Source organism: Flavobacterium sp. (assembly GCF_044369455.1).
Classification (GTDB): domain Bacteria; phylum Bacteroidota; class Bacteroidia; order Flavobacteriales; family Flavobacteriaceae; genus Flavobacterium.
This window is the reverse complement of record NZ_JBIPLW010000001.1, coordinates 400,502-426,956: the sequence shown is the minus strand read 5'-3', so window position 1 is coordinate 426,956 and position 26,455 is coordinate 400,502. Positions and strand designations below refer to the sequence as shown.

General features: G+C 34.9%; 23 protein-coding genes. 5 read left to right on the top strand and 18 right to left on the bottom strand.

Going from position 1 to position 26,455, the window contains the following annotated elements:
- The 18 genes from ACIQ2L_RS01825 to aspS form a co-directional block, all read right to left on the bottom strand.
- Positions 1–1,035: an aldo/keto reductase gene (locus ACIQ2L_RS01825; RefSeq protein WP_396155844.1), complete on the bottom strand. Its 1,035-nt coding sequence runs from the start codon at positions 1,033–1,035 to the stop codon at positions 1–3.
- Between the two features lie 43 nt (positions 1,036–1,078).
- Positions 1,079–2,446 carry an NADH-quinone oxidoreductase subunit N gene (locus ACIQ2L_RS01820; RefSeq protein ID WP_396155842.1) on the bottom strand — a complete coding sequence of 456 codons (1,368 nt, stop codon included), beginning with the start codon at positions 2,444–2,446 and terminating at the stop codon, positions 1,079–1,081.
- A 160-nt stretch (positions 2,447–2,606) separates the two neighbouring features.
- Positions 2,607–2,963, bottom strand: coding sequence for a four helix bundle protein (locus tag ACIQ2L_RS01815; protein ID WP_396155840.1), 357 nt, complete (start codon positions 2,961–2,963; stop codon positions 2,607–2,609).
- Between the two features lie 43 nt (positions 2,964–3,006).
- Positions 3,007–4,443, bottom strand: coding sequence for a NuoM family protein (locus ACIQ2L_RS01810; RefSeq protein ID WP_396155838.1), 1,437 nt, complete (start codon positions 4,441–4,443; stop codon positions 3,007–3,009).
- 10 nt (positions 4,444–4,453) lie between these two features.
- Positions 4,454–6,331, bottom strand: a complete 1,878-nt coding sequence (nuoL, locus tag ACIQ2L_RS01805; protein WP_396155836.1) for an NADH-quinone oxidoreductase subunit L — start codon at positions 6,329–6,331, stop codon at positions 4,454–4,456.
- 6 nt (positions 6,332–6,337) lie between these two features.
- On the bottom strand, positions 6,338–6,658 hold the full coding sequence (gene nuoK / locus ACIQ2L_RS01800; protein ID WP_236461931.1) for an NADH-quinone oxidoreductase subunit NuoK: 321 nt from the start codon (positions 6,656–6,658) through the stop codon (positions 6,338–6,340).
- Positions 6,651–7,172: an NADH-quinone oxidoreductase subunit J gene (locus ACIQ2L_RS01795; protein ID WP_396155834.1), complete on the bottom strand. Its 522-nt coding sequence runs from the start codon at positions 7,170–7,172 to the stop codon at positions 6,651–6,653. The genes nuoK and ACIQ2L_RS01795 overlap by 8 nt, the downstream gene beginning before the upstream one ends.
- Positions 7,172–7,741 (bottom strand): NuoI/complex I 23 kDa subunit family protein, encoded by a 570-nt coding sequence (locus tag ACIQ2L_RS01790; protein ID WP_396155832.1) that lies wholly within the window; start codon positions 7,739–7,741, stop codon positions 7,172–7,174. Before ACIQ2L_RS01790 ends, ACIQ2L_RS01795 begins: the two co-directional genes overlap by 1 nt.
- Before the next feature lie 11 nt (positions 7,742–7,752).
- A complete protein-coding gene (gene nuoH / locus ACIQ2L_RS01785) occupies positions 7,753–8,784 on the bottom strand; it encodes an NADH-quinone oxidoreductase subunit NuoH (RefSeq protein ID WP_396155830.1) in 1,032 nt (343 codons plus the stop codon).
- A complete protein-coding gene (locus ACIQ2L_RS01780) occupies positions 8,777–9,832 on the bottom strand; it encodes a 2Fe-2S iron-sulfur cluster-binding protein (RefSeq protein ID WP_396155828.1) in 1,056 nt (351 codons plus the stop codon). The genes nuoH and ACIQ2L_RS01780 overlap by 8 nt, the downstream gene beginning before the upstream one ends.
- A gap of 62 nt (positions 9,833–9,894) precedes the next feature.
- Positions 9,895–11,262: an NADH-quinone oxidoreductase subunit NuoF gene (gene nuoF / locus ACIQ2L_RS01775; RefSeq protein WP_396155971.1), complete on the bottom strand. Its 1,368-nt coding sequence runs from the start codon at positions 11,260–11,262 to the stop codon at positions 9,895–9,897.
- 4 nt (positions 11,263–11,266) lie between these two features.
- Positions 11,267–11,797, bottom strand: a complete 531-nt coding sequence (locus ACIQ2L_RS01770; protein WP_396155969.1) for a complex I 24 kDa subunit family protein — start codon at positions 11,795–11,797, stop codon at positions 11,267–11,269.
- 122 nt (positions 11,798–11,919) lie between these two features.
- Entirely contained in the window at positions 11,920–13,155 is a 1,236-nt protein-coding gene (locus ACIQ2L_RS01765; RefSeq protein WP_396155826.1) for an NADH-quinone oxidoreductase subunit D, read from the bottom strand.
- Positions 13,156–13,184: 29 nt separating this feature from the next.
- On the bottom strand, positions 13,185–13,703 hold the full coding sequence (locus ACIQ2L_RS01760; RefSeq protein WP_396155824.1) for an NADH-quinone oxidoreductase subunit C: 519 nt from the start codon (positions 13,701–13,703) through the stop codon (positions 13,185–13,187).
- Positions 13,704–13,705: 2 nt separating this feature from the next.
- Positions 13,706–14,248, bottom strand: a complete 543-nt coding sequence (locus ACIQ2L_RS01755) for an NADH-quinone oxidoreductase subunit B (RefSeq protein WP_396155822.1) — start codon at positions 14,246–14,248, stop codon at positions 13,706–13,708.
- A 92-nt stretch (positions 14,249–14,340) separates the two neighbouring features.
- On the bottom strand, positions 14,341–14,706 hold the full coding sequence (locus ACIQ2L_RS01750; RefSeq protein ID WP_396155820.1) for an NADH-quinone oxidoreductase subunit A: 366 nt from the start codon (positions 14,704–14,706) through the stop codon (positions 14,341–14,343).
- 205 nt (positions 14,707–14,911) lie between these two features.
- Complete coding sequence (locus ACIQ2L_RS01745; RefSeq protein WP_293872363.1) at positions 14,912–15,112, bottom strand: cold-shock protein; 201 nt, start codon at positions 15,110–15,112, stop codon at positions 14,912–14,914.
- A 220-nt stretch (positions 15,113–15,332) separates the two neighbouring features.
- Positions 15,333–17,126, bottom strand: a complete 1,794-nt coding sequence (aspS, locus tag ACIQ2L_RS01740) for an aspartate--tRNA ligase (RefSeq protein ID WP_396155817.1) — start codon at positions 17,124–17,126, stop codon at positions 15,333–15,335.
- Positions 17,127–17,747: 621 nt separating this feature from the next.
- Between aspS and ACIQ2L_RS01735 the strand changes: the two genes are divergently transcribed.
- The 5 genes from ACIQ2L_RS01735 (at position 17,748) to ACIQ2L_RS01715 (ending at position 26,412) form a co-directional block, all read left to right on the top strand.
- On the top strand, positions 17,748–20,531 hold the full coding sequence (locus ACIQ2L_RS01735; RefSeq protein WP_396155815.1) for a T9SS sorting signal type C domain-containing protein: 2,784 nt from the start codon (positions 17,748–17,750) through the stop codon (positions 20,529–20,531).
- A gap of 47 nt (positions 20,532–20,578) precedes the next feature.
- The gene (locus ACIQ2L_RS01730; protein ID WP_396155813.1) at positions 20,579–22,240 is read left to right on the top strand and encodes a GEVED domain-containing protein; all 1,662 of its coding nucleotides are present in this window, start codon (positions 20,579–20,581) and stop codon (positions 22,238–22,240) included.
- Between the two features lie 38 nt (positions 22,241–22,278).
- Complete coding sequence (locus ACIQ2L_RS01725) at positions 22,279–24,567, top strand: T9SS sorting signal type C domain-containing protein (RefSeq protein WP_396155811.1); 2,289 nt, start codon at positions 22,279–22,281, stop codon at positions 24,565–24,567.
- A gap of 344 nt (positions 24,568–24,911) precedes the next feature.
- The gene (locus ACIQ2L_RS01720; RefSeq protein ID WP_396155809.1) at positions 24,912–25,904 is read left to right on the top strand and encodes a TlpA family protein disulfide reductase; all 993 of its coding nucleotides are present in this window, start codon (positions 24,912–24,914) and stop codon (positions 25,902–25,904) included.
- 163 nt (positions 25,905–26,067) lie between these two features.
- Entirely contained in the window at positions 26,068–26,412 is a 345-nt protein-coding gene (locus ACIQ2L_RS01715) for a toxin-antitoxin system YwqK family antitoxin (RefSeq protein ID WP_396155807.1), read from the top strand.
- The last annotated feature ends 43 nt before the right edge of the window (positions 26,413–26,455 follow it).

Genomic DNA, 26,455 nt, shown 5'->3' with positions numbered 1-26,455 from the left:
TTAAGGCGCAGGATTGGGAAATACTTCCTGAATTTTATTGATTTCCATAATGATTTCTGGCGATAAGGTTACCTCAAAAGCCGCAATATTTTCTTGAAGTTGTTCTGTACTTGTAGCACCAACAATTGTAGCGGTTACAAAATCTTGCTGGTTGACAAATGCCAAAGCCATTTGGGTTAAACTCAACCCGTTTGATTCGGCAATTTCCTGATATAGTTTTGTAGCTTTCACGCAATTCTCACTCGAATATCTCGTAAACTGAGGGAATAACCCCAATCGTGACGTTGGTTGAATCCCATTCAAATGCTTACCAGTTAAGAAACTAAACGCTAAAGGAGAATACGCCAGCAAACCAATATTTTCACGCATTCCAATTTCGGAAAGTCCCACTTCATACAATCGATTCAGTAGCGAAAACGGATTTTGAATCGTGACAATTCTAGGTAAATTATGGTTATAGCTTTCGCTGATGAACTTCATGACACCATATGGATTTTCATTAGAAACGCCAATGTGTTTTATTTTACCTTCTTTTATTAAACCATCATATACAGTTAATACTTCGAAGAAATTTTCTTGCCATTGGGGATCTATTTTCGAAACGCCACGTTGCCCAAACATATTCATCACGCGTTCGGGCCAATGCATTTGATACAAATCGATGTAATCTGTTTGAAGATTTTTTAAACTTAAGTTAACAGCTTCGTCAATGTTTTTCTTGGAAAAATCTAATGGATTTCTGATGTAACCCATGCCACGATTAGGTCCAGCAATTTTCGTAGCCACAACCAAATTCTCTCTTTTCCCCGTTTTTTTTAACCAAGTTCCAATATACCTTTCGGTTTCTCCCAATGTTGCTTCGCGTGACGCTATCGGATACATTTCGGCAGTATCAATGAAATTAACTCCTTGTTCTGTAGCGTAATCTAGTTGAGCATGTGCATCACTTTCCGAGTTTTGTTCTCCAAAAGTCATGGTGCCAAGACAAACTTTACTAACTTTTAGGTTAGTATTTGGTAAAAAAGTATACTTCATTTTAAGATTTCAAATCGATTGGGAAACTAAAAGCAAAATGTTTTTAGCTCAATAAATTGGTGACGAATGATGGATAAATCCCTAAAATAATATTGAGTAGAATTGCAATTACAGCAACTGCATAATATACAAATGGAACTGCTTGTCTTTCCTCAGAAGCTTCTTTTGTGTACATTGCCAAAATCAATTTAAAATAGTATCCCACACTTATAATTGAGTTGATTACAGCAGCGATAACAACTACTAAATAACCCGCTTTTATCGTTTGTTCAAATAACATAAACTTAGCAAAAAAGCCCGAAAAAATTGGGATTCCCGCCATAGATAGGAGTGAAGCCGTTAAAAGTGCAGCCAAAAGAGGATTGTTTTTTCCAAGACCATTAAAGTTTGAAATATCTTCGTTGTCATTGTTTTTAGTAACATAAATAATTACGGCAAACGAGGCAATTCCGGCCAAAGCATAGGCAGCCGTATAATACAATAAAGTTGAAGCTGCGGTTGACATGCTTAACAATGCCATTACCATAAATCCGGCATGAGATACACCTGAAAAAGCCAACATTCGTTTTACATTTTTTTGTCGTAATGCCATAATATTTCCAACAGACATGGAAAGAATTGATAGGATTACAATCAATAGTTCTACTTTTGGAGATAAGCTTGTTAATCCACTTAATAATTTATATAGAGTAGCCATAGCAACAACTTTTGCTAATGTACTCATAGTTGCTGTGGTCATTGATGGAGAACCTTCATAAACATCGGGAGCCCAAAAGTGGAAAGGTGCTGCAGCAATTTTAAATAACATTCCGATGATGATTAGTGTTATCCCAATCGGAAACCAAATAGGTAATCCGGCACCTTGTGCTAAATCATAGATTTCTGCCATGTCAAAATAGCCTGTAGCTCCATACACTAAACAAATTCCAAATAAAATAATGCCAGAAGCAAATGAACCCATTAAGAAATATTTCATTCCGGCTTCATTACTTTTAATATCCAATCTACGGCTCGCGGCTAAAACATAAAGAGAGATTGAAAGTACTTCAATTCCTAAGAAAAACATTGCTAAGTTTCCAAAGGAGACCATTGCAACAGCACCAGACAAAAGGAAAATTTTAATGGCTATAAAATCGGATATTTTTGTGGGATGCTCTTTATAAAAATCGCCACTCAAGGCTACTAAGAAAATCGTTAGTATGATAAACAGACTTGAAAAAGCTACCGAAAATTTATTTACAACAATCATATTGTTATAGAAAGAAGCGGGTGTGTTGAATTCAGAAATAGTAAGTCCAAGAATAGCTAAAAGTCCCAATACAGCAACCGGAACAAGTAGTTTTCTTAAATTAAAGATTTCAGCGATAAGGCAAAAAACACCTAAACCTGATATGGCAATTAATGTATTCATTTTTTTTATTTAGAATTTGGGATTTAGGAATTAGGATTTGGGATTTGATGTCCTCTTATACTAAAATCTAAATCTCTTTTTTGTTTTTTATATTTTTAATGAAGGAAAGTAATTGGAGTTCATTTTATTAATGCTAAATCCCAATTCCTATATCCTCAATTTATTTTTTACTCTTTATAGTTCTTATAGCTGCTGAAAAAATTGACGTTAATTCATCAGCTTCTTTAATCAATTTTTGTAATTCGTTTTGGTCACAATCTATTTTTAATTCTTGAATAAATTCTAACCAAAATAAACTTTCATCGGCTTCTTCATCTACTACTTTCAACTTATTTAAAAAATCAGAATCAGATTTCCCTCTGCAAACAGCTCTGTAATTTGCGGCTACGGAAGAAGAAGATTTAAAAAGTTGATAAGAAATAACATCTACTGCTTTATTTTTTTCAATTTCTATTAAAAATTTAAAAACCCTAATAGCAAAAGATTTTGTTCTTTTCTTTAATTCCTCTTTCGTCATAAATCCCAAATCCCAAATCCTAATTCCTTAATCCTTAATTCAATTATCTCTTTATAGTTTCTAAAATTTCATTTAAGCTCGGTGTCACCAAATCAACAATTGGTTTAGGATACAATCCGAAGCATAATAAAAAGCCGATGATAGCTAGTAATGTAATTGCCTCATTGGTTGTAATGTCTGTAAATATTTTGGTATTGGTTTCTCCAAGCATCGTGTTTTGAAACATTTTTAACATGTAATAGGCTCCTAAAATTATAGTGGTTCCACCTAGAATAGCAAACCATAGGTTAACTTGACTTAAGCTATACAATACGGTAAATTCACCCACAAAGTTAAAAGTTCCAGGTAAAGCTACTGAAGCTAATACCAATATCATAAACATCGAACTAAACTTGGGAGTTTGTGAACGAATTCCTCCCATTTCAGATATGGTTAGGGTTTCGTATCTTCTGTAGATAATTTCAGCTGCGAAGAATAATCCAACAATCACAAATCCGTGAGCAATCATTTGTGAAACAGCACCACGTAATCCGTCGAGTGTTACTGTATAACAACCAGCAGCAATTAAACCTACGTGAGCCAGAGAAGAATAGGCCAAAAGTTTTTTCAAATCTTTTTGACGCAACGCCACTATTGAGCCATAAATTACTCCCGCAATACTCAATCCGATTAAGATTGGCATATAGGTTTTAGCGGCAGCCGGCGCAATAGGCAATTGCCAACGAATAACGCTGTACAATCCCATTTTTAACATGATTCCTGATAAAAGCATGGTTCCAACTGTTGGGGCTTTTTGATACACTTTAGCTTGCCAAGTGTGGAAAGGAATTAAAGGAATTTTGATAGCATACGCTAAAAAGAAAGCAAAGAAAATATAGCATTGTTCAGTTGAAGACAACTCTAATTTATATAAATCTTCTAGAAGGAAACTGTTTGATTTTGTATATAAATACGTAAAACCGATTAGCATGAATAAAGAACCCGCTAAAGTATAAATAAAGAATTTTATAACCGCTTTTTTACGTTTTTCTGCATCACCATGACCCCAAATTAGGGCAATAAAATAAATTGGAATCAAAGCCAATTCCCAAAAAACATAATACAATAATCCATCAGCAGCTAAAAATGTTCCCGTCATAGCAAATGACATGAATAGTACTAAAGCATAGAAGTTTTTAGCATTGGTAAATGAATTTCCAAAAGACGAGAGTATAATTAAAGGTGTTAAAGCAGTAGTCAATAATACCATTGCTATCGATAATCCGTCAGCTTTAAACGCTAGAGCAACTTTTGGTATATCAATCCAAGAGGAAATATAACTGATGTTGTTTCCTTGATTGAATATATTTAATAAAAATAAAGAGAAACCGAAAGTGATTAAACTGAATAGTAAGGCAACTTTAGAAGCTAATTTATCTCCGACGAAAAACGTTGCAATTGCACCAACGAGAAGTAATATTAATATAGAAGTTACATCCATTATGTAAAAATTATTGAGCTATAAATAAATAAGATACTATGGCAACAATGCCAATCACAAAAACAAACAAATACAAACCGATACTTCCTGTGTGCCATTTTTTTCCTTGAGTTCCAATTCCGTTAGCCAATGTTCCGAAACTGAAAACTACTTTTCCTAATGCAGGTTCTAAGGTTGTTCTAAAGAAATTAGCCAAACTATTGACTGGCCTTACAATTAAAAACGTGTAAAATTCGTCTACATAATATTTGTTGTATATTGTTTTGTTAAAACCAACAATTTCAGAATCTTCTTTAGGAACAAATGCCTGTTTGATGTATTTGGCATTCGCCCAAATGATACCAATCAATGCACCAGCTAATGCTATTCCCATCAACATGTATTCTTGCATTCCAAGATGATGCGCTTCGTGTTTTCCTGATAAAATGGGTTCCATGAAATGGTTCAACCACATGCTTCCTGGCAAATTAATGGCGCCACCAATAGCAGCTAAAATAGCCAAGATTACTAATGGAATTGTAATCAAACTTGGACTTTCATGCAAATGGTGTTTTTGTTCTTCTGTCCCTCTGAAGTCTTTGAAGAACGTCAAGTACATCAATCGAAACATATAGAAAGCGGTCATTATTGACGCAATCGAAGCAACTATCCATAATACTTTATTGTGTTCAAAAGCCACCATCAAGATTTCGTCTTTGGACCAGAAACCCGCAAAAGGGAAAATTCCAGCAATAGCTAGAGTGGATATCATCATCGTCCAGAAAGTGATAGGCATCGCTTTGCGTAATCCTCCCATTTTTCGCATGTCTTGTTCACCGTGCAATCCGTGAATTACAGAACCCGAGCCCAAGAACAAACACGCTTTGAAAAACGCATGCGTAATTACGTGGAAAACCGCAACAGTATAAGCACCTAGTCCTAAAGCTAAAAACATTAATCCCAATTGCGAAACAGTAGAATAAGCCAATACTTTTTTAATATCGTTTTGTAGTAAACCAATGGAAGCTGCTACTAAAGCGGTCGAAACACCAACAATAGCAATTATATTTTGAACTGCTGGAGTCAAATCGAATAGAAAGTTCATACGGGTAACCATAAATATTCCGGCAGTTACCATCGTTGCAGCGTGGATTAACGCCGAAACTGGTGTTGGTCCAGCCATCGCATCGGGCAACCAAGTGTATAAAGGTAATTGTGCTGATTTTCCACAAGCTCCGATGAATAGGCAAAGAGCGGCAAGTCCAAGCATTGCAGAATTTTCATTACCATTAGTAATAGCTTGTTTAATTTCAGTGTAATTTAAACTTGAGAATAAATTTCCAATAATAAAAATCCCAATCAAAAACCCTAAATCGCCAATACGATTCATGATAAAAGCTTTCTTAGCAGCATCGTTATACGATTGATTTTTATACCAAAATCCAATCAGTAAATACGAACACAATCCAACGCCTTCCCAACCGATGAACATGACTAATAAGTTATTTCCGATTACCAATGTTATCATGAAGAAAACAAACAAATTCAAATAGCCGAAAAACTTGTGCATATTCTCGTCATCTTGCATGTAGCTGATAGAGTAGAGGTGAATTAACGAACCAATTCCGGTAACGAATAACAACCACAATAAAGACAATTGGTCCAATAAAATACCAAAGTCTAATTTGAAATTACTAACCTGTATCCAATCAAATAAAGAGATCTCGAATGGTTTTCCGTTTTGGTTCAATTGGGCAAAAAAGCATATTGATAATAAAAATGAAAGCACTACAGTCAATGTTCCGATAGAGCCAGAAATCGTTCTGCTCACTTTTTTCCCAAAGAAAATATTGAAAATAAATCCAACAAATGGAGATAAGAGTAATACTAAAGCTAAGTTTTTTTCCATTCCAGATTATCCTTTTAAGTTCTTTAAATTAGCAATATCAATGGAACCAATATTTCGGAACACCGATACTAAAATGGCTAAGCCCACAGCAACTTCAGCAGCGGCCACAGCCATGGAGAAGAATACAAATACTTGTCCTTCGGCATCTTGATGATAGGTTGAAAAGGCAACAAACAATAGGTTTACAGCATTCAGCATAATCTCAATTGACATAAAAACGATGATGGCGTTTCTTCTATATAAAACTCCAAAAACCCCAATACAAAAAAGAAGTACCGAGAGGAAAATGTAATTTTCTATACCTATTTGATTTAAAATATTATTCATTATTTTTCTCTATTTTTTCTTTTTTAGACAATAAAACTACTCCGATCATCGCTACTAATAATAGGATAGAGGCAAACTCAAATGGCACCATGTATTCATTTAACAAGACGGTTCCTAGTTTTTTGATGGATTGAAAATCTTCGCCCGAAACATCATAATCACCCATGATGGTTTTAGAATTGATGAAAATAGTAACCAAAACAACACTCATTAAAATAAATACAGAGATTGCTCCGAGTCTCGTGATTCTTGGTTTATGTACTTCGTCTTCTTTATTCAAATTCATTAACATGATGGTGAATAAGAAAAGCACCATTATTGCTCCAGCATAAACAATGAGTTGGACTAAGGCTAAAAATTGTGCATTAAACATTAGATAATGTCCTACTATTGACATCATACAAATTACCAGATAAATAGCACTGTGAATAGGATTTCTACTATATATCGTTAAAAACGCTGAAGCCAAAGTAATGGCTGATAAAAAGTAAAATATAATTGTTATCGTTGACATTAGTTAGCGTTTTTAAGTTTGCCGTCTGCAAGGAGATTGTTATTTTTTATCGCCATTTCTAAAGGCATAACCAATTTATCTTTTCCAAATATAAAATCTTCTCTATCATAACTAGAAGGAACTAGTTCTTTAGAGATGGTCAAATAAATAGCGTCTTTTGGACATGCTTCTTCACACAATCCACAAAAAATACAACGCAACATATTAATTTCATAAATAGAAGCGTATTTCTCTTCTCGATATAAATGTTCTTCACCAGGTTTGCGTTCTTCCGCCTTCATAGTGATGGCTTCAGCAGGGCACGATAATGCACATAAACCACAAGCAGTACAGTTTTCACGACCTTGTTCATCGCGTTTTAACATATGTTGTCCTCTGTAAACAGGGCTGAATTCCCTAACTTGTTCAGGGTAATGGATGGTGGCCTTTTTTCTAAAAAAGTGTTTGATAGTAATGGCTAATCCTTTAATGATAGCTATTAGATATAATCGTTCCCAAAAAGTCATTTCCTTATTGGAAACTTGTTTTTTTCTACCTGAAAGCGATATACTTTGTATTGATGCTGACATAATTTCTTTTCTTAATTAAAAGCTAGAATGCAAATTCCTGTTATAATAATATTGGTAATAGAAAGTGGAATTAAAACTTTCCATCCTAAGTTCATCAACTGATCGTATCGAAAACGTGGTATTGTCCAACGAATCCACATATAGAAGAAAATGAAGCAACATATTTTGATAAATAAAACGCCAATTCCTAAAATGTTTGCCATGTTTACGCCAACATGATCCACCATCCATTGCATACCTGGATAATTGTAGCCTCCAAAATAAAGTACTGCTAAAAGAGTTGATGAAATAAACATATTCGCATATTCTGCAAATAAGTAGAATCCCATTTTCATAGATGAATATTCGGTATGGTAACCGCCAATTAATTCGGATTCACATTCGGCTAAATCGAATGGAGTTCTATTGGTTTCAGCGAAAGCACAAATTAAGAAAATTAAAAAACCAACTGGTTGATAGAAAACATTCCAATTCATTCCCGATTGTTGTATAGATATTTCTTTTAAGCTCAACGTACCTGTCATCATAATCAAGGCTATGATAGACAATCCCATCGCTACTTCATAGGAAACCATTTGTGAAGCGGCACGAACAGATCCCATCAAAGAAAATTTATTATTTGATGCCCATCCACCAATCATAATTCCGTAAACACCTACAGAAACAATTCCAAAAATATAGAGTAATGAAACATCAATATCGGTTGCTTGAAGAATAACAGTTCTGCCGAAAATTTCTAATTTATCACCCCACGGAATTACAGCACTAGTCATTAAAGCTGTACTCATTGCCACAGCTGGGCCAACAAAAAACAAAAATCTATTCTTAGTATCAGGCTCAAATTCTTCTTTAGCAAATAATTTCATTCCATCGGCTAATGGTTGCAATAATCCACCCCAACCAGCACGGTTTGGACCAACACGGTCTTGCAGAAATGCAGCCACTTTACGTTCAGCCCAAGTAGAATACATTGCCATAATCATTGTTATTGCAAAAATGGCTACAATGAAAATACTTTTCTCTATGATGAAGGCACTATCCATTTTTCTTTGAATTTATTGGGTTACCATCAATTTTTTCGTTGTAATCGATTTCGGCCATACTAATTTTTTTGCGGTCGATATCTCTACCTTGAAGAATTCCTTTTTCAGTAGCAATTACTACAGTATCTCTTTTACCATAGTATTTACCTTGATTAATAACTGATTCTTTTTCAAATTTTCGTGGTCCTTCAATTACCCAATCCGAAACTTCTTTTTTGTCGAAACGACAGGTGTTGCAAATGAAATCTTCTACTTCGTGATATTCGTCTTTTCGAGCAGTTACTCTTTGAATTTCATTTCCGAACATCCAAAGGGTTGTTTTTCCGCAACAGCCTGGAGTTGTACATTCTCTGTGTGCATTGAAAGGTTTGTTAAACCAAACTCTCGATTTGAAACGGAACGTTTTATCTGTTAAAGCGCCTACGGGACAAACATCAATCATGTTTCCAGAGAATTCATTGTCAATAGCTGCCGAAACACAAGTCGAAATTTGTGAATGATCACCACGATTCAACACTCCGTGAACCCTTCCGTCCGTCAATTGGTCGGCAACTTCTACACAACGTTGGCATACGATGCAACGGTTCATATGTAATTGAATTTTATCGCCAATATCTTCGGGCTCAAACGTTCTTTTTTCTTCAATAAAACGCTGTTGTAATTTTCCGTGTTCGAAGCTTAAATTCTGTAAATCGCATTCGCCTGCTTGGTCACAAACCGGACAATCTAATGGGTGATTTATCAGAAGAAATTCGGTTACAGCATTTCTTGCATCTCTTACTCTTTCTGAGGATTTGCTGGCTACTTCCATTCCGTCCTGACATCCTGTTACACAGGAAGCCATTAATTTTGGCATTGGTCTTGGGTCGGCTTCGCTACCTTTGGTAACATCTACTAAACAACAACGGCATTTGCCACCGGTTCCTTTTAGTTTAGAATAATAACACATGGCTGGCGGAACAGATTCTCCACCAATCATACGAGCCGCCTGCAGAATTGTTGTTCCTGGAGCTACCTCAATTTCTTGACCGTCTATGGTTACTTTCATTTTTTATTTGTATAAAGGTTTAAAGGTTTAAGTGTTTTCACTTCCAACTTCCAACTTTTAAATTATATTTCTTGTTTTGCAGTTAAATGCTTCACTTTTTCAAATGGTTCATTTACAAAGTGATCTCTATTTTTTATTTTTTCCGGGAAACGAATATGGTACTCAAACTCGTCTCTAAAATGACGAATTGCCGCAGCTACTGGCCAAGCAGCAGCATCACCTAAAGGGCAAATTGTATTCCCTTCAATTTTTGCCTGAATGCTCCATAACAATTCAATGTCTTCTTCACGGCCGTGACCGTTTTCAATTCGATGCAATACTTTTTCCAACCAACCTGTTCCTTCTCGACAAGGCGTACATTGTCCGCAACTTTCATGATGATAAAACCGTGCAAAATTCCAAGTATTTCTGACGATGCATGCTCGGTCATCATACACGATAAAACCTCCTGAACCTAACATAGAACCTGTTGCAAAGCCACCGTCGGACAAACTTTCGTAGGTCATTAAACGGTCTTCGCCATTCGCCGTTTTATAGATTAAATTCGCTGGTAAAATAGGCACCGAACTTCCTCCTGGCACCAATGCTTTCAATGGTCTGTCGGTTTGCATTCCGCCACAATATTCGTCTGAATTCATAAATTCATAAACTGACAATCCTAAATCTATTTCGAAAACGCCTTGATTTTTGATATTTCCAGAAGCCGAAATTAATTTGGTTCCCGTTGAACGACCAATTCCTATTCCGGCGTAATCAGCACCAGAATTGTTTACTATCCATGGCACAGCGGCAATCGTTTCCACATTGTTAACCACGGTTGGGTTCGCCCAAAGTCCTGAAACCGCTGGAAATGGGGGTTTGATTCTAGGATTGCCACGTTTCCCTTCTAAGCTTTCAATTAAGGCGGTTTCTTCTCCACAGATGTATGCTCCAGCTCCAATTTGAACGTATAATTCTAAATCGTAGCCCGAACCTAATATATTTTTTCCTAACCAACCCGCAGCTTTTGCTTCGGCAATGGCACGTTCTAAAATTTTATAAACCCACATATATTCTCCACGAATGTAGATGTAGGATAGGTTAGCGCCTAATGCGTAACTCGACGTAATCATTCCTTCAATCAAAAGATGCGGAATGTATTCCATCAAATACCGGTCTTTGAAAGTTCCCGGTTCCGATTCGTCGGCATTACAAACTAAATGTCTAGGTTTTCCTGATTTTTTATCAATAAAACTCCATTTCATTCCGGCAGGAAATCCGGCGCCGCCACGACCACGAAGTCCAGAAGTTTTTACTTCTTCTACTACTTCATCCGGGGTCATTTTTTTCAACGCTTTTTCCACCGAGGCATAGCCGCCTTCCTTGCGATATACTTCGTAGGTTTTGATGCCTGGAACGTTTATTTTGTCTAACAATATTTTTCTTCCCATGCTATTATTTATCGTGTAAAGTGATTTTTCCATCTTTGCAATCAGCAATAAGCTGATCGATTTTTGCTACTGTCAAATGCTCTTGGTAGAAATCACCCAACTGCATCATTGGCGCATAACCACAAGCACCAAGACATTCAACTCCTCGAACTTCAAAAAGTCCATCAGCAGTTGGTTCACCAATACCAACGCCCAATTTTGAACAGGTATAATCCATCAAATCTTCCACGCCGTTTTGACAACAAGCTGCGGTTTGACAGAACTCGAACATGTATTTTCCAATAGGTCTTTGATTGTACATGGTGTAAAATGTTACTACTTCATAGACCTCAATGGGTTGTATTTCTATAATCTCAGCTACTTTATTTTGCAATTCTATACTCAACCAATTGTCATGGGCATCCTGAACCTCATGTAAAACAGGCAACAAAGCTGATTTTCTTTTTTCGGCAGGATAATGACTGATTAACTCATTGATGCGAGTCATCAATGGTTCGGTAATGTTTATCTCTTGTTTTATATGTGTTCTTTCCATAAGCCCCACCCCAACCCTCCCCAAAAGGGAGGGAGGCATAACGTGAATTTATATGTTAATACTTTTTTTCATTTTTATTTTAAAACCTTTAGTAGCCCCTCCTTTGGAGGGGTTGGGGAGGCTTACGCGTCTAATTCCCCCGCAATTACATTTAAACTTGATAATATTACTATAGCATCTGAAAGCATGGCTCCTTTTATCATTTCCGGATACGCTTGATAGTAAATAAAACAAGGTCTTCTGAAATGCAAACGATAGGGTGTTCTACTGCCGTCGGTAACTAAATAAAATCCTAATTCTCCGTTTCCGCCTTCGACTGCATGATAGATTTCGGCAACAGGAACCGGAACTTCGCCCATCACAATTTTGAAGTGATAGATTAAGCTTTCCATATTGTTGTAGACATCTTCTTTTGGAGGCAAATAATAATCGGGAACGTCAGCGTGAATTGGCCCTTCAGGCAATTTGGCTAATGCTTGACGAATGATGCTCAAACTCTCCCAAACTTCGGCATTACGAACACAAAAACGATCGTAAGTATCCCCTGATTTTCCGACGGGAACGATGAAATCAAAATCTTCATAGGATGAGTAAGGTTGCGCCACACGAACGTCGTAATCAATTCCGGCTGCACGAAGGTTAGGGCCTGTAAATCCATATGCCATGGCATTTTCAGCCGTAATCGGACCAACATTTACGGTTCTATCAATAAAAATTCTGTTTCTTTCAAAAAGGTTTTCGAATTCTTTCCAACACACAGGAAATTCTTCTAAGAAAGTATATAATAATTCAAATGCTTTTGGCGACCATTCTCTTTCGAAACCACCAATTCTTCCCATATTGGTTGTTAAACGAGCGCCACAAATTTCTTCATAGATTTCGTATATTTTTTCTCTAAACTGGAATACATAAAGAAAACCTGTGTATGCTCCGGTATCAACACCTAAAATGGAATTACAAATCAAGTGGTCGGTTATTCTCGCCAATTCCATCACAATTACTCTCAAATATTGAGCACGTTTAGGGACTTCGATTTCTAATAACTTCTCAACCGTCATCCACCAAGCCATATTATTAATGGGCGAAGAACAGTAGTTCATTCGGTCTGTCAAAACGTTTACTTGGTAAAAAGGACGGTTTTCTGCAATTTTTTCAAAAGCACGATGAATATAACCAATAGTAGGTTCAGCATCCAAAATTCTTTCTCCATCCATCAATAGAATATTTTGGAAAATACCATGGGTTGCTGGATGTGTTGGCCCAAGATTTAATATTGAGAGTTCGCTTCCGTCTTCGTTGCGAGTTTGTTCAATAATTTTGGCATATCGATGCTCTGGTAATAATAATAAGTCTGACATTTTATAATGTTGAATTATTTATTTTGTTTTTATAACTTTTGCGCTGTTCTTCCAAAGAAACGATCGTCTTTATCGGTTCTACCACTGTCTTCCATTGGGAATTCTTTTCGCATCGGATGTGAAATCATTTCGTCCATATTTAAAATTCGTTTCAACTGTGGATGACCAATGAAGTTAATTCCGTAAAAATCCCATGTTTCTCTTTCCATCCAATTTGCACACAAAAATAAATCTATGATTGAAGTTACTTCGGGAGTTGAAGTCAAATAAGTTTTTACGCGAATTCTAGTATTTTCAACCCAATTATGCAAATGATACACTACAGCATATTGATGATTTTCATCATTTTCTGGGTAGTGAATTCCGCATAAATCGGTTAGAAAATGGAAGTTTAAATCTTCGTCTTGTTTAAGGATGCGAATTACTTCATGCAGCGCGTATGAATTTACTTCGAATGAAAAAACATCTTTACTCATGCCAAAATCGTGTACTTTGTCACCAAATTTTTGAGTTAATTTTTCTTGTATGATTGAAGTTTCTAAAGCCATTATTATAGGTTATAAGAAGCTAATAATTCTTTGTATTCAGGGGAACTTCTTCTTCGTACAGATTCGTTTCGTACCAATTCCTGCAATTGCATTACACCATCAACAATCTGCTCTGGTCTGGGCGGACAACCTGGAACGTATACATCTACAGGAATTACTTTGTCAATTCCTTGCAGCACTGAATAGGTATCAAAAACACCACCTGAAGAAGCACAGGCTCCAACTGCAATTACCCAACGAGGTTCAGACATTTGTTCGTAAACTTGACGTAAAATAGGGGCCATTTTTTTTGATATAGTTCCCATTACCATTAACATATCTGCCTGACGTGGAGAAAAGCTAACTCGTTCAGATCCAAATCGAGCTAAATCGTAGTGAGATGCCATGGTTGCCATAAATTCAATTCCACAACAAGAAGTAGCGAAAGGCAATGGCCAAAGCGAATTGGCACGAGCCATCCCAACGACATCATTCAGTTTTGTTGCAAAGAAACCTTCGCCAACAACTCCATCTGGGGGAGCAACCATATTTGTTTTGTTTTCCATTTTAGATATTAAATACCAAATGTTAATTTTAGCTGACTTTATTTTATAGATTCAAACTTATCTACTAGTTGAAATCTGAAATTCAATATTATTTATTCCCATTCTAGTGCTTTCTTCTTTATGATATAGAAAAAACCGACCAAAAGTAAAAGCATGAAAATCACCATTTTTATCATTCCATCTACTCCTAATGCTTTGAAATTGACTGCCCATGGATACAAGAAAATTACTTCGACATCAAATAGGACGAAAAGTATTGCGACAAGAAAGTATTTCACTGAAAATGGAATTCTTGCGTTTCCAACAGATTCTATTCCACATTCAAAGTTTTTATCTTTGTTTTTGGAATGTCTTTTTGGTCCTAGATAGCCAGAGCCAATTATGGTCAAAACCACAAATCCCACGGCCAAACCTGCCTGCATAAGAATTGGTAAATAGTCTAATTGATTGGACTGCATAATGGGTATAATTAGAGGTAATTTTAATAGGCACAAATATACATCGCATTATTTAATTCGCAAAAATCAAGTGATAAACGTTTGTTAATTAGCTCGCAAAACTGTTTATTTAAATTGATTTTAAATAGCAAATTTTAATTTATAAAAAAACGCCCCGAAATTTCGGGGCGTTAAGTCATTTTAGGTAATCAAAAAATAATATGTATTAGTCTTCGATAGCTACTACTTGAGCGGCTACTTTACCTTTTCTACCTTCTTCTTCTTCGTAAGATACTTTGTCTCCTTCTGCTAAGTTTTCAGTTTTAACTCCGGTAGCATGTACGAAAATGTCTTTACCAGTTTCATCATCTGTGATAAAACCGTAACCTTTAGACTCGTTGAAAAATTTTACTGTTCCTGTGCGCATTTTGTATTGTAAAAATTATTAATAATGTTCAAAGATAAATTTTATTGCGACATAACAAGCATTTTGAAGTTAAATAATTAAAAATTTGTTAAATTCTATAGCTTTCTATAAGAACTTGATGGATAAATACTTGCGGCATTTTAAATTATAACATAAAAAAAGCAACTGTTTTTAGTTATTTTAACAGTTGCTTCTTAAAATTCTGTGAATTTGATATAAATTACTTTACATCTAATTTAATATATAATTCTTTTAGTTGTGTTTCATCAATTTCTGATGGTGCATCAATCATAACATCGCGTCCTGAATTGTTTTTTGGAAAAGCTATAAAATCGCGAATGGTTTCTTGTCCGCCAAGAATTGCCACCAATCGATCCAATCCAAAAGCCAATCCGCCATGAGGAGGAGCACCAAATTGAAACGCATCCATCAAGAAACCAAATTGATTTCTAGCTTCTTCTTCGGTAAAACCTAAATATTTAAACATTAATTGCTGCGTAGCTTTATCGTGAATTCTGATGGAACCACCACCAATTTCGTTTCCATTCAACACCATATCATAAGCGTTAGCGCGAACTTTTCCTGGATTGGTTGCCAATAATTCCATGTCTTCAGGTTTTGGAGAGGTAAACGGATGGTGCATGGCGTGCCATCTTCCTGATTCTTCATCTAATTCTAGTAAAGGAAAATCAACCACCCAAAGTGGCGCAAATTCTGCCGGATTTCTTAATCCTAATTGGGTTGCTAATTCCATTCGAAGAGTCGAAAGTTGGGCACGTGTTTTATTTGCTGGACCAGAAAGTACAAATATCATGTCACCCGCTTTGGCATTGGTAGCTTCAGCCCATTTTTTTAAATCGTCTTGGGTATAGAATTTATCTACCGATGATTTATAAGTTCCATCTTCTTCACATTTTACGTATACCATTCCAGTGGCACCAACTTGTGGACGTTTTACCCAATCAATTAGAGCATCTATTTCTTTTCTTGTAAAAGAAGCACAAGCTGGAGCTGCAATTCCAACTACTAACTCTGCTTCTTCAAAAATTAAAAACTCAGTAAATTCTTTGAATGTAGCAATACCATTTCCAGCTCCTTTTCTTCTTTTTGCCACATCATTTAATTCGCCAAATTTCATATCAAAACGAACATCTGGTTTGTCATTTCCGTAAGTTTTCATTGCATAATCGTAGGTAATTCTTGGAAATTCAGCCACATCTATACCTTTTATTTCTTTTAATAAATGACGCGTCAATCCTTCAAAAACATTTAAAATATCCTCTTGTTCCACAAACGCCATTTCGCAATCGATTTGTGTAAACTCGGGCTGTCTATCGGCACGTAAATCTTCATCACGAAAACATTTTACGATTTGAAAATATTTGTCCATACCGCCCACCATCAATAGTTGCTTGAAGGTTTGTGGCGATTGTGGCAAGGCATAAAACTGTCCTGCATTCATGCGGCTGGGCACAACGAAATCTCTTGCGCCTTCTGGAGTTGATTTAATTAAATAAGGTGTTTCTACTTCGCAAAAATCCAAATCAGAAAGGTATTTACGCACTTCCATAGCCACTTTATGACGAAAAAGCAAACTGTTTTTTACTGGGTTTCTACGAATATCAAGGTATCGGTATTTCATTCGGATGTCTTCACCACCATCGGTTTCGTCTTCAATAGTAAATGGAGGCGTTATAGCGGCATTAAGTAGGGTCATTTCTGTAACCAAAATTTCAATATCACCTGTTGCCATGTTTTTATTTTTGGCTTCACGCTCAATCACGGTTCCTTTTACTTGAACCACGTATTCTCTTCCCAATGTTTTGGCCAATTCAAAAACTGATTTTTCTGAACGACTTTCGTCAAATAACAATTGCGTTATTCCGTAACGGTCTCGTAAATCAACCCAAACCATAAATCCTTTATCTCTTGATTTTTGAACCCAACCCGCAATTGTAACTTCTTGATTTATGTGTGAGGCGTTTAGCTCGCCGCAATTATGACTTCTATACATTTGTAATAAATTAGTTTAAAAAATTAAAGAAACATTCAATTTGTGTGCAAAAGTAAAAAAACTAATATGAAATGCTGGTATTAAATGGGTTCCCTTTTTCAAAAAAACTATGATAGTTGGTCAAAAATTAAAACGCCCTTAACGAATTAACGTGAGTTCTATAAAATAAATTTATTTTTTTATTGAAACTAGTACCATAGTTAAGTGACTTAAGTATTGAAGTAAAAAATAGTAAAAAAGTTAGCTGATTTTTTCAATTTTAAAATCATAGTTTTTATACAATTAAATTAACGTTATTATTTTTTTATTTTTTTGTTAATAAGTTTTTCTAAACAGGAGCAAATTGAGTTAAATGGAATACAAAACTAAGAACAAGATTGCTTTATTTATGCCTATTATATGCACATAATAACGTTTAACTGTTACTACTTTGCTCAATAGCTGCTTTTTTTAACATTTTGTCGATAATTTTTTTTTTATATAATAAAATGATTACTTTTGTATGATAAAGTATGACAATTGAAATGGGTTTTATTTAATTGATATTCAATACATTTAATTTATAAAAGTTTTAAAATTATTTTTTTATATGTTTATTAATATTTATTAATGCTTCAGATTATGAAAAAGACTAATACATTTAATAACAAGAATTTTTGCTTTCTTAATAAAGCAACGTTCATTTTGATTTTCATGGCTTTTGGCTCTGGAAATCTATACAGTCAAAACGGTCAGTTTGTTTTGGAAGCAAATGGTGCAGCTCCAATAACTATTGGTTCTAATGCAGTGAATCTGTGGTCTGCTCCTTTTTTACCGAATAAAAAGGATAGTCGTGCGCAGTTTTTATTTGAAGCTAGTGAACTTGCCTCAGCTAGCTCGTCTGGCTATACGACAATTTCTTCTTTGGCGTTTCACGTTCCCGGATTTTCTATTGGGTCTTTGAGTAGTTATACAATGCAAAATATTACCATCAGCATGGGGCACACGATTGCTACTTATGATGGAGATGGTGGAACTCCGGTGTGGGGCCCTGCCATGCCAGCTCCGGGTCGTTGTACTTGGGATGGTTCTGCAACACCAGAACTACTTACTGTGGTAAAAACCTCGTTTAATTTAACTATTAGTCAAACCGGTTGGGTAGAAATTCCATTAAATACTCCTTTCGTTTGGAATGGTATTGATAGTATAGTGGTTGAAATTTGTAAAGCAGACCCAAGAATTTCACCACCATCTACATCGTTTAGCACTGGTTATTACCAATTTACAGGAAGGTTCCACACAAATTCTGTAGCTATTGCTAATAATACTTTAACAAGAAGTCTTTATAGCCAAAACAACGGCGGAGGAGGTTCAAATTATACACAAGGTTGCAATATGCAGATTTCTGGAACGGCAGGAACGTACAATACATCTACAGTTTTAAGTGCTGTGTATAGAAAATTTAGACCAAACATTCGTTTTACTTTTCAATGTGCCGGTGCTCCGACTGGTGGTGACGCAATATTAGGTGCTGAAAATTTTTGTAAAGATGAAGCAGTTACTTTAAGTGTTATTAATGATGAAAAATCAAGCGGATTGCATTATCAATGGTACTATTCTTATGCAGATGATGATAATTTCATTTCTCTGCCAGGACAAACAGCTGCTACTATGACAGTAGATAGAGACGGTATAGGCAGTATCTGGTACAAAAGAGATGTTGGCTGTAATCATAACCTACCAGCGGGAACAAGATCGTCTCTTGGTGCCGAAGTTACTGGAGTGAATACATGGAATGGAACTTCTTGGAGTTTTGGAAGTAATCCGTTGCCAGCTTTACCAGTCAGAATTCAAGGAAATTTTGATACTTCTGTCAATGGAACTACTTTGATGGAGGCCTGTAGCTTTAAAATAGTATCTGGAACATTCACTGTACGAAGCGGAGATTTTATTTCCTTAAAAGAGAAATTAGTTGTGGACGATGCTGCCACTGTAATCTTTGAAAATAATGCTAGCTTAATTCAGGAGAATGATGCTGTTGTCAACGAAGGTAAAATACTTTACAATAGAGATTCTCAGCCAGTTCGAATGTTAGATTATACGTATTGGTCCTCTCCGGTAGCGGGACTGACACCATTTCAATTCTCGCCGGGAACACCAACAATAAGGATTTATCATTGGAATCATCTTACCCAAGCTTGGGTTAATGGTATAGCAAATAGCCCTATGATTGCTGGTAAAGGATATATCATACGCGCACCCGATGGGTATCCTTCAACTGGAACTGGAACTGTTTTTCAAGGATCTTTTTTAGGTGTGCCAAACAATGGTCTTATTACTGTGCCTTCACAAGGAGGTTCTGCTAATTGGAATTTATTAGGAAATCCTTATCCTTCCGCTTTAGATGCTAATAAGTTTTTATTAGCCAACAGTACTTTGCTCGACGGAACAATTTATTATTGGACACACAACACGCTACCGATTGCCGCTTTAAACCCTCTTTTTCCGCACATCTCAGGTTATACTTCTGATGACTATGCAACATACAATTTCACGGGATCTGTGGGTCTTCCTTCGATTAGTTCTGGGAATAATACTACTCCAGGCCAATTTATAGGTGCAGGTCAAAGTTTTATGGTTAAAGGAGGCACATCGTCAGGCAACGTTGTATTTAACAACGACATGCGAAAAAACATAACAGGATATACTAATTCACAATTTTATAGAAATAATGCAACCAATTCTGAAGAGGTTGAAAAAAACCGACTTTGGGTTGAAGTAATTCATCAAAATGGGAAATTCAACCAAACAATGGTTGGTTATGTTGAAGGAGCAACAAACGGTCTAGATTGGGGTTATGACTCTACAATAACACCTTCTGGAGACGTAAAAATTTACACAAAAATTGGGGATGATAAATTAGTAATACAAGGTAAATCTTTGCCATTTAACTCAAACGATAGTATCCCATTAGGATTTTCTACTACCTTGACTGGTGAATTTACATTAAACTTGTACCAGTATGACAGTATTTTTGAAAACCAATCTGTTTATTTATTAGACAATGCTACATCAACTTTGCATGATATTAAATCTGGGATGTATACCTTCACAAGTATACAAGGCACTTTTGACAATCGTTTTGAACTTAGATTTAATAACGAAGCCCTAAGTTTAAATCCAAATATAAAAACAGAGAATAGTGTTTTATGTTATGCTAATAATTCTGATATTATTGTTAAATCGCTTGCTAGTCAAATACATTCTGTTACGATTTTTGACAGTACTGGAAGATTACTTTACAATAAAACTAATGTAGATACTTCAGAAATACTAATTTCAGACATCGCAAAAAACAACCAATTATTACTAGTTCAAGTTGAGAAAGATAATGGTGTAATAGCTACAAAAAAAATCATATTCTAAATTAACTATCTGTTTTAAATATAATTATGAAAAAAAACTACTTTATTATGAGCACAATATCTATGCTGAACGTATTTATAAAAAAAACTAACGCATTTAAATGTATTATACTACTTTTTATACTTTTCTGTAATGACATACAAGCTCAAGTAACTTATACTTTAGGTGATGGTGTAGAGTCGATTAATACTCTAGGAGTTTCTCCTTTTGCAACGATTAACAGAAATAATAGATCTCAATATCTTTATTTTGCTGAAGAATTATATGACGCTGGATTTAACATATCAGGGAACGTGATTAAATTGGCAGTTAACGTCACTCAATTAGGTTTGCCGTCAAGTTTAAAGCCAGAAAACATTAAAATAAAAATGGGAATGACTAATTCCTTTGTCTTGGGGTCAACTCTTGTTGATGATTTACCTGTATATTACGAGTCAACTATTGAAAATATTACAGGAACGGGTTGGTATACCTTTAATTTAAACACACCGTTTGCATGGGATGGATTTCGAAATATTATTGTTGAAATCTGTAGAAGCAATACCAATTTTGGAACGAGCTTTTCTGTTGAATGTAAGAATTTTCCAGCCGGAGAACGAGTAACTGCGGCAAATTACACCAATAATACCTCACCCGTTGGATGCAGCTTACCCAACCAAAACTTATTGGCAGAATTATTCGCCAGAAGAAGACCTAACATGCAATTTACAATAACAAATCCATGTGATGCAACTCCTGTTGGTGGTCAAACAATAGTTTCTGCTGGTCCTTATTGTTCAGGAGAAGCATTCACACTTTCTGTTCAAAATGGTTCTATAGCATCAGGGTTGTCATACCAATGGCAATCATCACCCAACGATAGTGGGCCTTGGACAAATATTCTAAATGCTACCGACGCCTTTTATTCTACTACGCAAAGCATAGCTACCTATTATCGAAGAGCTACAACATGTGATATCGTTTCTTCAACGATTTTCGATTTTCCATTATTAGTTGGAGGAGAAGGGTGTTATTGTGCCCCTTTAGTAGCAACTGAAAATGGAATTGGCATAACTAATGTAACCATAGCAGGAATTAATAATTCATCTTCGAGCATATCCACTTATTCAAATTTCACATCAATTCAAACAGATTTAGTAAAAGAAACTACAGTTCCACTATCGGTAACTGTTAGTCCCGAAGGTGGAACAAATTACACAATGGCTTGGATAGATTGGAATCAGAATAAGCAGTTCGAAGTAAGCGAATCATATATTTTAGGTTTTGTAACAGGTGGGAATAATATTAATTCTGGAATTATAGCAAATATTACCGTACCAGCTGATGCATTACTGGGCTCAACAATTATGAGAGTGAGAACAAAACAATCAGAAACGTCAACGTACCCTTTACCTTGTGAATCAATTGCTAATGGGGAAGCAGAAGATTACATAGTGGTAATTAAAGAAAATTTAAATAATGATGAATTTTCAACTATAAATGAAACAGTTATCATTTCAGTTTCTAATTCAAATATACATTTCTTGGTAAAAGAAGTAGGCATCCAAAAGATAGATTTATTTGATTTATGTGGACGATTGATTTTTAGTAATTCTATTGCTAATGAAAATGAATGTAAAATCTCTGGGTTAAATCAAAAAAAACAATTACTTATTGCCAAAATTGTATTATCTAATGGACAACAGATTACCAAGAAAATAGTTTACTAAATAAAATCTACTAATACAATTCTAAATCTATAAAGCTTATGAAATATCAATTTACAATCAAAACGGTTATATTGCTAACGAACGTTTTCGTTACATTTTTTAGTTTTGCTCAATGCCATCCACCGACTGGAGTTATGGTAACTAATATAACCTCTATCTCTGCAGTATTAAACTGGACAGCATCAAGTTCTGCTCCAGGCGAAGCTTATTTTTATGAAGTTAGAACATCAGGTTTACCAGGCAGTGGTGTTTCAGGTTTGGTAGTAAGTGGTTCAGTGGGTGATGGCGTATTTTCGTCACTTGTTTCTGGATTATCATCAATTACTACTTATTCTGTTTACATGCGTTATAAATGTACCCCAGCACCGCTTTTTAGCAGTTGGACGGCTGCAGTTACTTTTTCAACAAACCCATTATTACCGCCAGTCGCTGCTTCAGCTTCTGGAATTTCGGATACATTTTTTTCTGCTCGATGGATTGGTGTTTCTGGAGCTACAGGATATCGCTTGGACGTAAGTGAGTTTAGTGACTTTTCTGTCCTGTTAGCGGGTTATAATAATTTATTTGTTGCCAGTATCTTTACAAGAAAACTTGTTTCAGGTTTAGATCCTTCAACGGTTTATTATTACAGAGTTCGTGCAGAAGGTCTTAGTGGTGGCACTCCAGTAACTACTAACAATTCAAATGTGATTACGGTAACTACTCTTAGTGCTCCGACTTTAGAAGCCATATGGTCAAACGGCGCTTGGTTGAATGGCGTTTTACCAGCTTCTGATCATGATGTGATTTTAGATGATGATTATATTTCTGATGGTACTAACGTGGATATGTTTGAAGTTAAAAGTTTAACACTAAATCAAGGGCATACGTACACTATAGCTTCGGGATATAATCTTATTGTGTATGAAAATATAGTTAACAATAGTAGTGCAGCTTCATTTGTTGTTGAAAATAATGCTAATTTGTACCAACTTAACGACTCCGCTCCTGCTAATGTTGGAGAAATTACGGTTATACGTAATAGTTCTGAAATTTTTCGTTTAGATTACACCATGTGGTCTTCACCAGTTACTGGAACTCAAACATTAAAACAGTTTTCTCCATCAACTCTTGACAATCGCTTTTATGAATACAATACTGTTAATAATCATTTTTCATCAATTGACCCTTTAACAACTGCATTTGAGTCAGGAAACGGATACTTTATAAGAGCTCCAAATAATCACGTGGCAAATGCATCACCAAATGTAGCGCAAGCTTGGCAAGGTACCTTTGTAGGTGTTCCTAAAAATGGTGCAGTCAATGTTGCTTTAGTCACTAGTGGTCAAGGATTTAATTTAGTAGGAAACCCATATCCAACGGTTATTAGTGCAGATGCACTATTGCAGCAAAACGCTGGTAATATAGATGGAACGCTTTATTTTTGGAGAAGGCGAAACGATACTTCAGGTTCAGGAAATTTGGGGACTTTTTATGCAACTTATACTGAATTAGGAGGTACTGGTTCAGCAACAAGTGATGATCCAAATGGCTTTATTCAAGTAGGACAAGGATTTTTGGTAAAAGCATTAACAGGGTTAGTATTTAATAGTTCTATGAAAGTTCCAGATTCGTTTGAAAATCAGTTTTTTAGAAATTCTTCTGCTGTTAGTCAAGTTGAAAAACATCGTTTGTGGTTAAATTTAACAAATGAAAGCGGCGTATTTAGTAGAATGTTGCTAGGATATGCGGAAGGAGCATCAAACACTTTAGATCGTTTTGATGGAAAGTATTTTAACGATTCACAAGTAGCTTTAACCTCATTACTAAATAACGAAGAATATTCAATTCAGGCAAAATCTTTACCATTTTCGGCAGAAGACACCATTCCTCTTGGGTTTAAAGTTGAAGCAGCAGGAACATATACTATTTCATTAGATAAAATGGACGGCTTGTTTGAAGAGGGCCAATTAGTCTATTTAGAAGATACTTTTACCTCAACAATACACAATTTAAATGAATCAGATTATTCTTTCTCTTCTGAGGCAGGAAATTTTAATAATCGTTTTGTTTTGCGTTTTTCAACTGAAAGTTTAGGTGTTGATGAACCGCTGAATGCTAATGCAGTTGCCGTATTTGTTTCAAATAATTCTATTATCATCAATAGTGTCAATATTGATATAAAATCAATAAATGTTTATGATATACAAGGAAGAAAACTATTCAATCAAGATGCTGTAAATTCAAATGAATTTAGAATTGATACCTTAACAAAAAACAATCAAGTATTGATTGTTAAAATTAAAGATCAAAACGGCAATTTAATATCTAAAAAGGTGATTTTTTAACATATTATAATGGTTAAAAAAATAGAAACTCCTCAATTTTGAGGAGTTTTTTTTGTACGATAGATTTTTTAGTGCTCGAGCGAAAGAATAAAAATACATATATAGAAAGATTAACAGATAAAAAACAATTAAAGAATAAATGAGAACAAGAATAGTCTTATATATTCAATAATCATTTTTGATATTAAATTCATTTCAGAAAGTATAAAATGGGAAGAGATAGGTGCCAAAGTAAAAAACAAAATCAATAAACTAAGGTAAACATTGCATCAACTTTAACTAACCATTCTTTGGCTTGTGTATTAAAAAAGGTATATTTGAGTATTAATTTTAAAAACATTACAATGAAAAATCTGATTGCTTTATTACTTCTGGTTATATTTTCATCCTCTGTTTCTGCTCAAGACAATATGGCTTTTCAAGCTAAAATTGACAATAAAAATGGGGATATTCTTTTTATTCAAGAAAATGGTAAAACCGTTCAAGAGATTAAACTCAATCCAAAAGGCTTGTTTCAAGCAAAGTTTCCTATTAAAGAAGGATTTTATCAACTATTTGACGGAGCAGAATATGCACAGTTATTTTTAAAGAATGGTTATGATTTAAAAATGACTATGGATGCTGCTCAATTTGATGAAACCATTAAATTCGAAGGAAAAGGGTCAAAGGAAAATAATTATTTGGCTGAAGAAACCTTAGCAGAAGAGAAAATAGATATTATACAATGGATGTCATTAGATCAAGAAAGCTTTAATAAGGTAGTTAATCAGAAAAAAAGTACCGATTTAGAGGCATTAAAGAAAGCAGGACTCGATTCTAATTTTACAAAAATACATGCAGCTGAGATCGAAACTAATTTACAAGGACTTCAACAGTATTACACTCAAATAAGTGCAAACAAAAAAATGAATAATGCCAAAGCACCTAATTTTGATTATGAAAATGCTATTGGTGGAAAAACTTCATTAGAGAGTTTGAAAGGAAAGTATGTTTATATTGACGTATGGGCAACTTGGTGTGGACCTTGTAGAGCAGAAATTCCTTCTTTGAAAAAAGTGGAGGAAAAGTTTCATAATAAAAATATTGAGTTTGTTAGTATTTCTGTAGATGTAGATAAAGATCATGACAAATGGAAAACGTTTGTAAAGGAAAAAGAATTAGGAGGAACTCAATTATTTGCAGATAAAAACTGGCAATCTGATTTTATCAAATCATTTAGTATTAATTCCATTCCAAGGTTTATACTAATTGATCCGTCTGGAAATGTTGTAGATGCCGATGCGGCAAGACCTTCAGATCCTAAACTATACCAACAGTTAGCTAGTTTACTTCAGTAGATTACTTAAAATAGTAATTATTAAAGTCCCGAGAAATCGGGATTTTTTATAGTTCAATTTTAAACCTATGGTCAATGTTACCAAATTGTTAATAAAAAGTTTTTTAAATGTAAAATTATGTATATATTTGTTAGGTTATTATAAACAATTAAAACCTACAACCATGAAAAAGATACTTATTTTAGGAGCTTTAGTAATCTCAGCATTCGCTTTTGCTCAAGCAAAGAAACCCGTTTTAGAACAAGAAGGGAACTTAGTAAAAGCTACTTACTATTATGATAATGGTCAAATTCAACAACAAGGTTATTTTAAAGAAGGGAAGTTGGAAGGAAGTTGGGTAGCTTTTGATGAAAAAGGCAATAAAAAATCAATTGGGGATTATAGCAACGGAGAAAAAACAGGGAAATGGTTTTTTTGGAATGACAAATCGCTAAGCGAGGTAGATTATTCAAATAGTAGAGTTGCTTCGGTTAAATCTTGGAAACAAGATGCGTTAGCTAAGAATTAAAAAGTTAATTTTATATAGTAAAAAAGGGGAACTCATTTTTGAG

Bases quoted from the DNA above. Each gene is read 5' to 3' on its own strand.
- ACIQ2L_RS01825 (WP_396155844.1), bottom strand. From the start codon at position 1,035: ATGAAGTATACTTTTTTACCAAATACTAACCTAAAAGTTAGTAAAGTT.
- ACIQ2L_RS01820 (WP_396155842.1), bottom strand. From the start codon at position 2,446: ATGAATACATTAATTGCCATATCAGGTTTAGGTGTTTTTTGCCTTATC.
- ACIQ2L_RS01815 (WP_396155840.1), bottom strand. From the start codon at position 2,963: ATGACGAAAGAGGAATTAAAGAAAAGAACAAAATCTTTTGCTATTAGG.
- ACIQ2L_RS01810 (WP_396155838.1), bottom strand. From the start codon at position 4,443: ATGGATGTAACTTCTATATTAATATTACTTCTCGTTGGTGCAATTGCA.
- nuoL (WP_396155836.1), bottom strand. From the start codon at position 6,331: ATGGAAAAAAACTTAGCTTTAGTATTACTCTTATCTCCATTTGTTGGA.
- nuoK (WP_236461931.1), bottom strand. From the start codon at position 6,658: ATGAATAATATTTTAAATCAAATAGGTATAGAAAATTACATTTTCCTC.
- ACIQ2L_RS01795 (WP_396155834.1), bottom strand. From the start codon at position 7,172: ATGTCAACGATAACAATTATATTTTACTTTTTATCAGCCATTACTTTG.
- ACIQ2L_RS01790 (WP_396155832.1), bottom strand. From the start codon at position 7,741: ATGTCAGCATCAATACAAAGTATATCGCTTTCAGGTAGAAAAAAACAA.
- nuoH (WP_396155830.1), bottom strand. From the start codon at position 8,784: ATGGATAGTGCCTTCATCATAGAGAAAAGTATTTTCATTGTAGCCATT.
- ACIQ2L_RS01780 (WP_396155828.1), bottom strand. From the start codon at position 9,832: ATGAAAGTAACCATAGACGGTCAAGAAATTGAGGTAGCTCCAGGAACA.
- nuoF (WP_396155971.1), bottom strand. From the start codon at position 11,262: ATGGGAAGAAAAATATTGTTAGACAAAATAAACGTTCCAGGCATCAAA.
- ACIQ2L_RS01770 (WP_396155969.1), bottom strand. From the start codon at position 11,797: ATGGAAAGAACACATATAAAACAAGAGATAAACATTACCGAACCATTG.
- ACIQ2L_RS01765 (WP_396155826.1), bottom strand. From the start codon at position 13,155: ATGTCAGACTTATTATTATTACCAGAGCATCGATATGCCAAAATTATT.
- ACIQ2L_RS01760 (WP_396155824.1), bottom strand. From the start codon at position 13,703: ATGGCTTTAGAAACTTCAATCATACAAGAAAAATTAACTCAAAAATTT.
- ACIQ2L_RS01755 (WP_396155822.1), bottom strand. From the start codon at position 14,248: ATGGAAAACAAAACAAATATGGTTGCTCCCCCAGATGGAGTTGTTGGC.
- ACIQ2L_RS01750 (WP_396155820.1), bottom strand. From the start codon at position 14,706: ATGCAGTCCAATCAATTAGACTATTTACCAATTCTTATGCAGGCAGGT.
- ACIQ2L_RS01745 (WP_293872363.1), bottom strand. From the start codon at position 15,112: ATGCGCACAGGAACAGTAAAATTTTTCAACGAGTCTAAAGGTTACGGT.
- aspS (WP_396155817.1), bottom strand. From the start codon at position 17,126: ATGTATAGAAGTCATAATTGCGGCGAGCTAAACGCCTCACACATAAAT.
- ACIQ2L_RS01735 (WP_396155815.1), top strand. From the start codon at position 17,748: ATGAAAAAGACTAATACATTTAATAACAAGAATTTTTGCTTTCTTAAT.
- ACIQ2L_RS01730 (WP_396155813.1), top strand. From the start codon at position 20,579: ATGAGCACAATATCTATGCTGAACGTATTTATAAAAAAAACTAACGCA.
- ACIQ2L_RS01725 (WP_396155811.1), top strand. From the start codon at position 22,279: ATGAAATATCAATTTACAATCAAAACGGTTATATTGCTAACGAACGTT.
- ACIQ2L_RS01720 (WP_396155809.1), top strand. From the start codon at position 24,912: ATGAAAAATCTGATTGCTTTATTACTTCTGGTTATATTTTCATCCTCT.
- ACIQ2L_RS01715 (WP_396155807.1), top strand. From the start codon at position 26,068: ATGAAAAAGATACTTATTTTAGGAGCTTTAGTAATCTCAGCATTCGCT.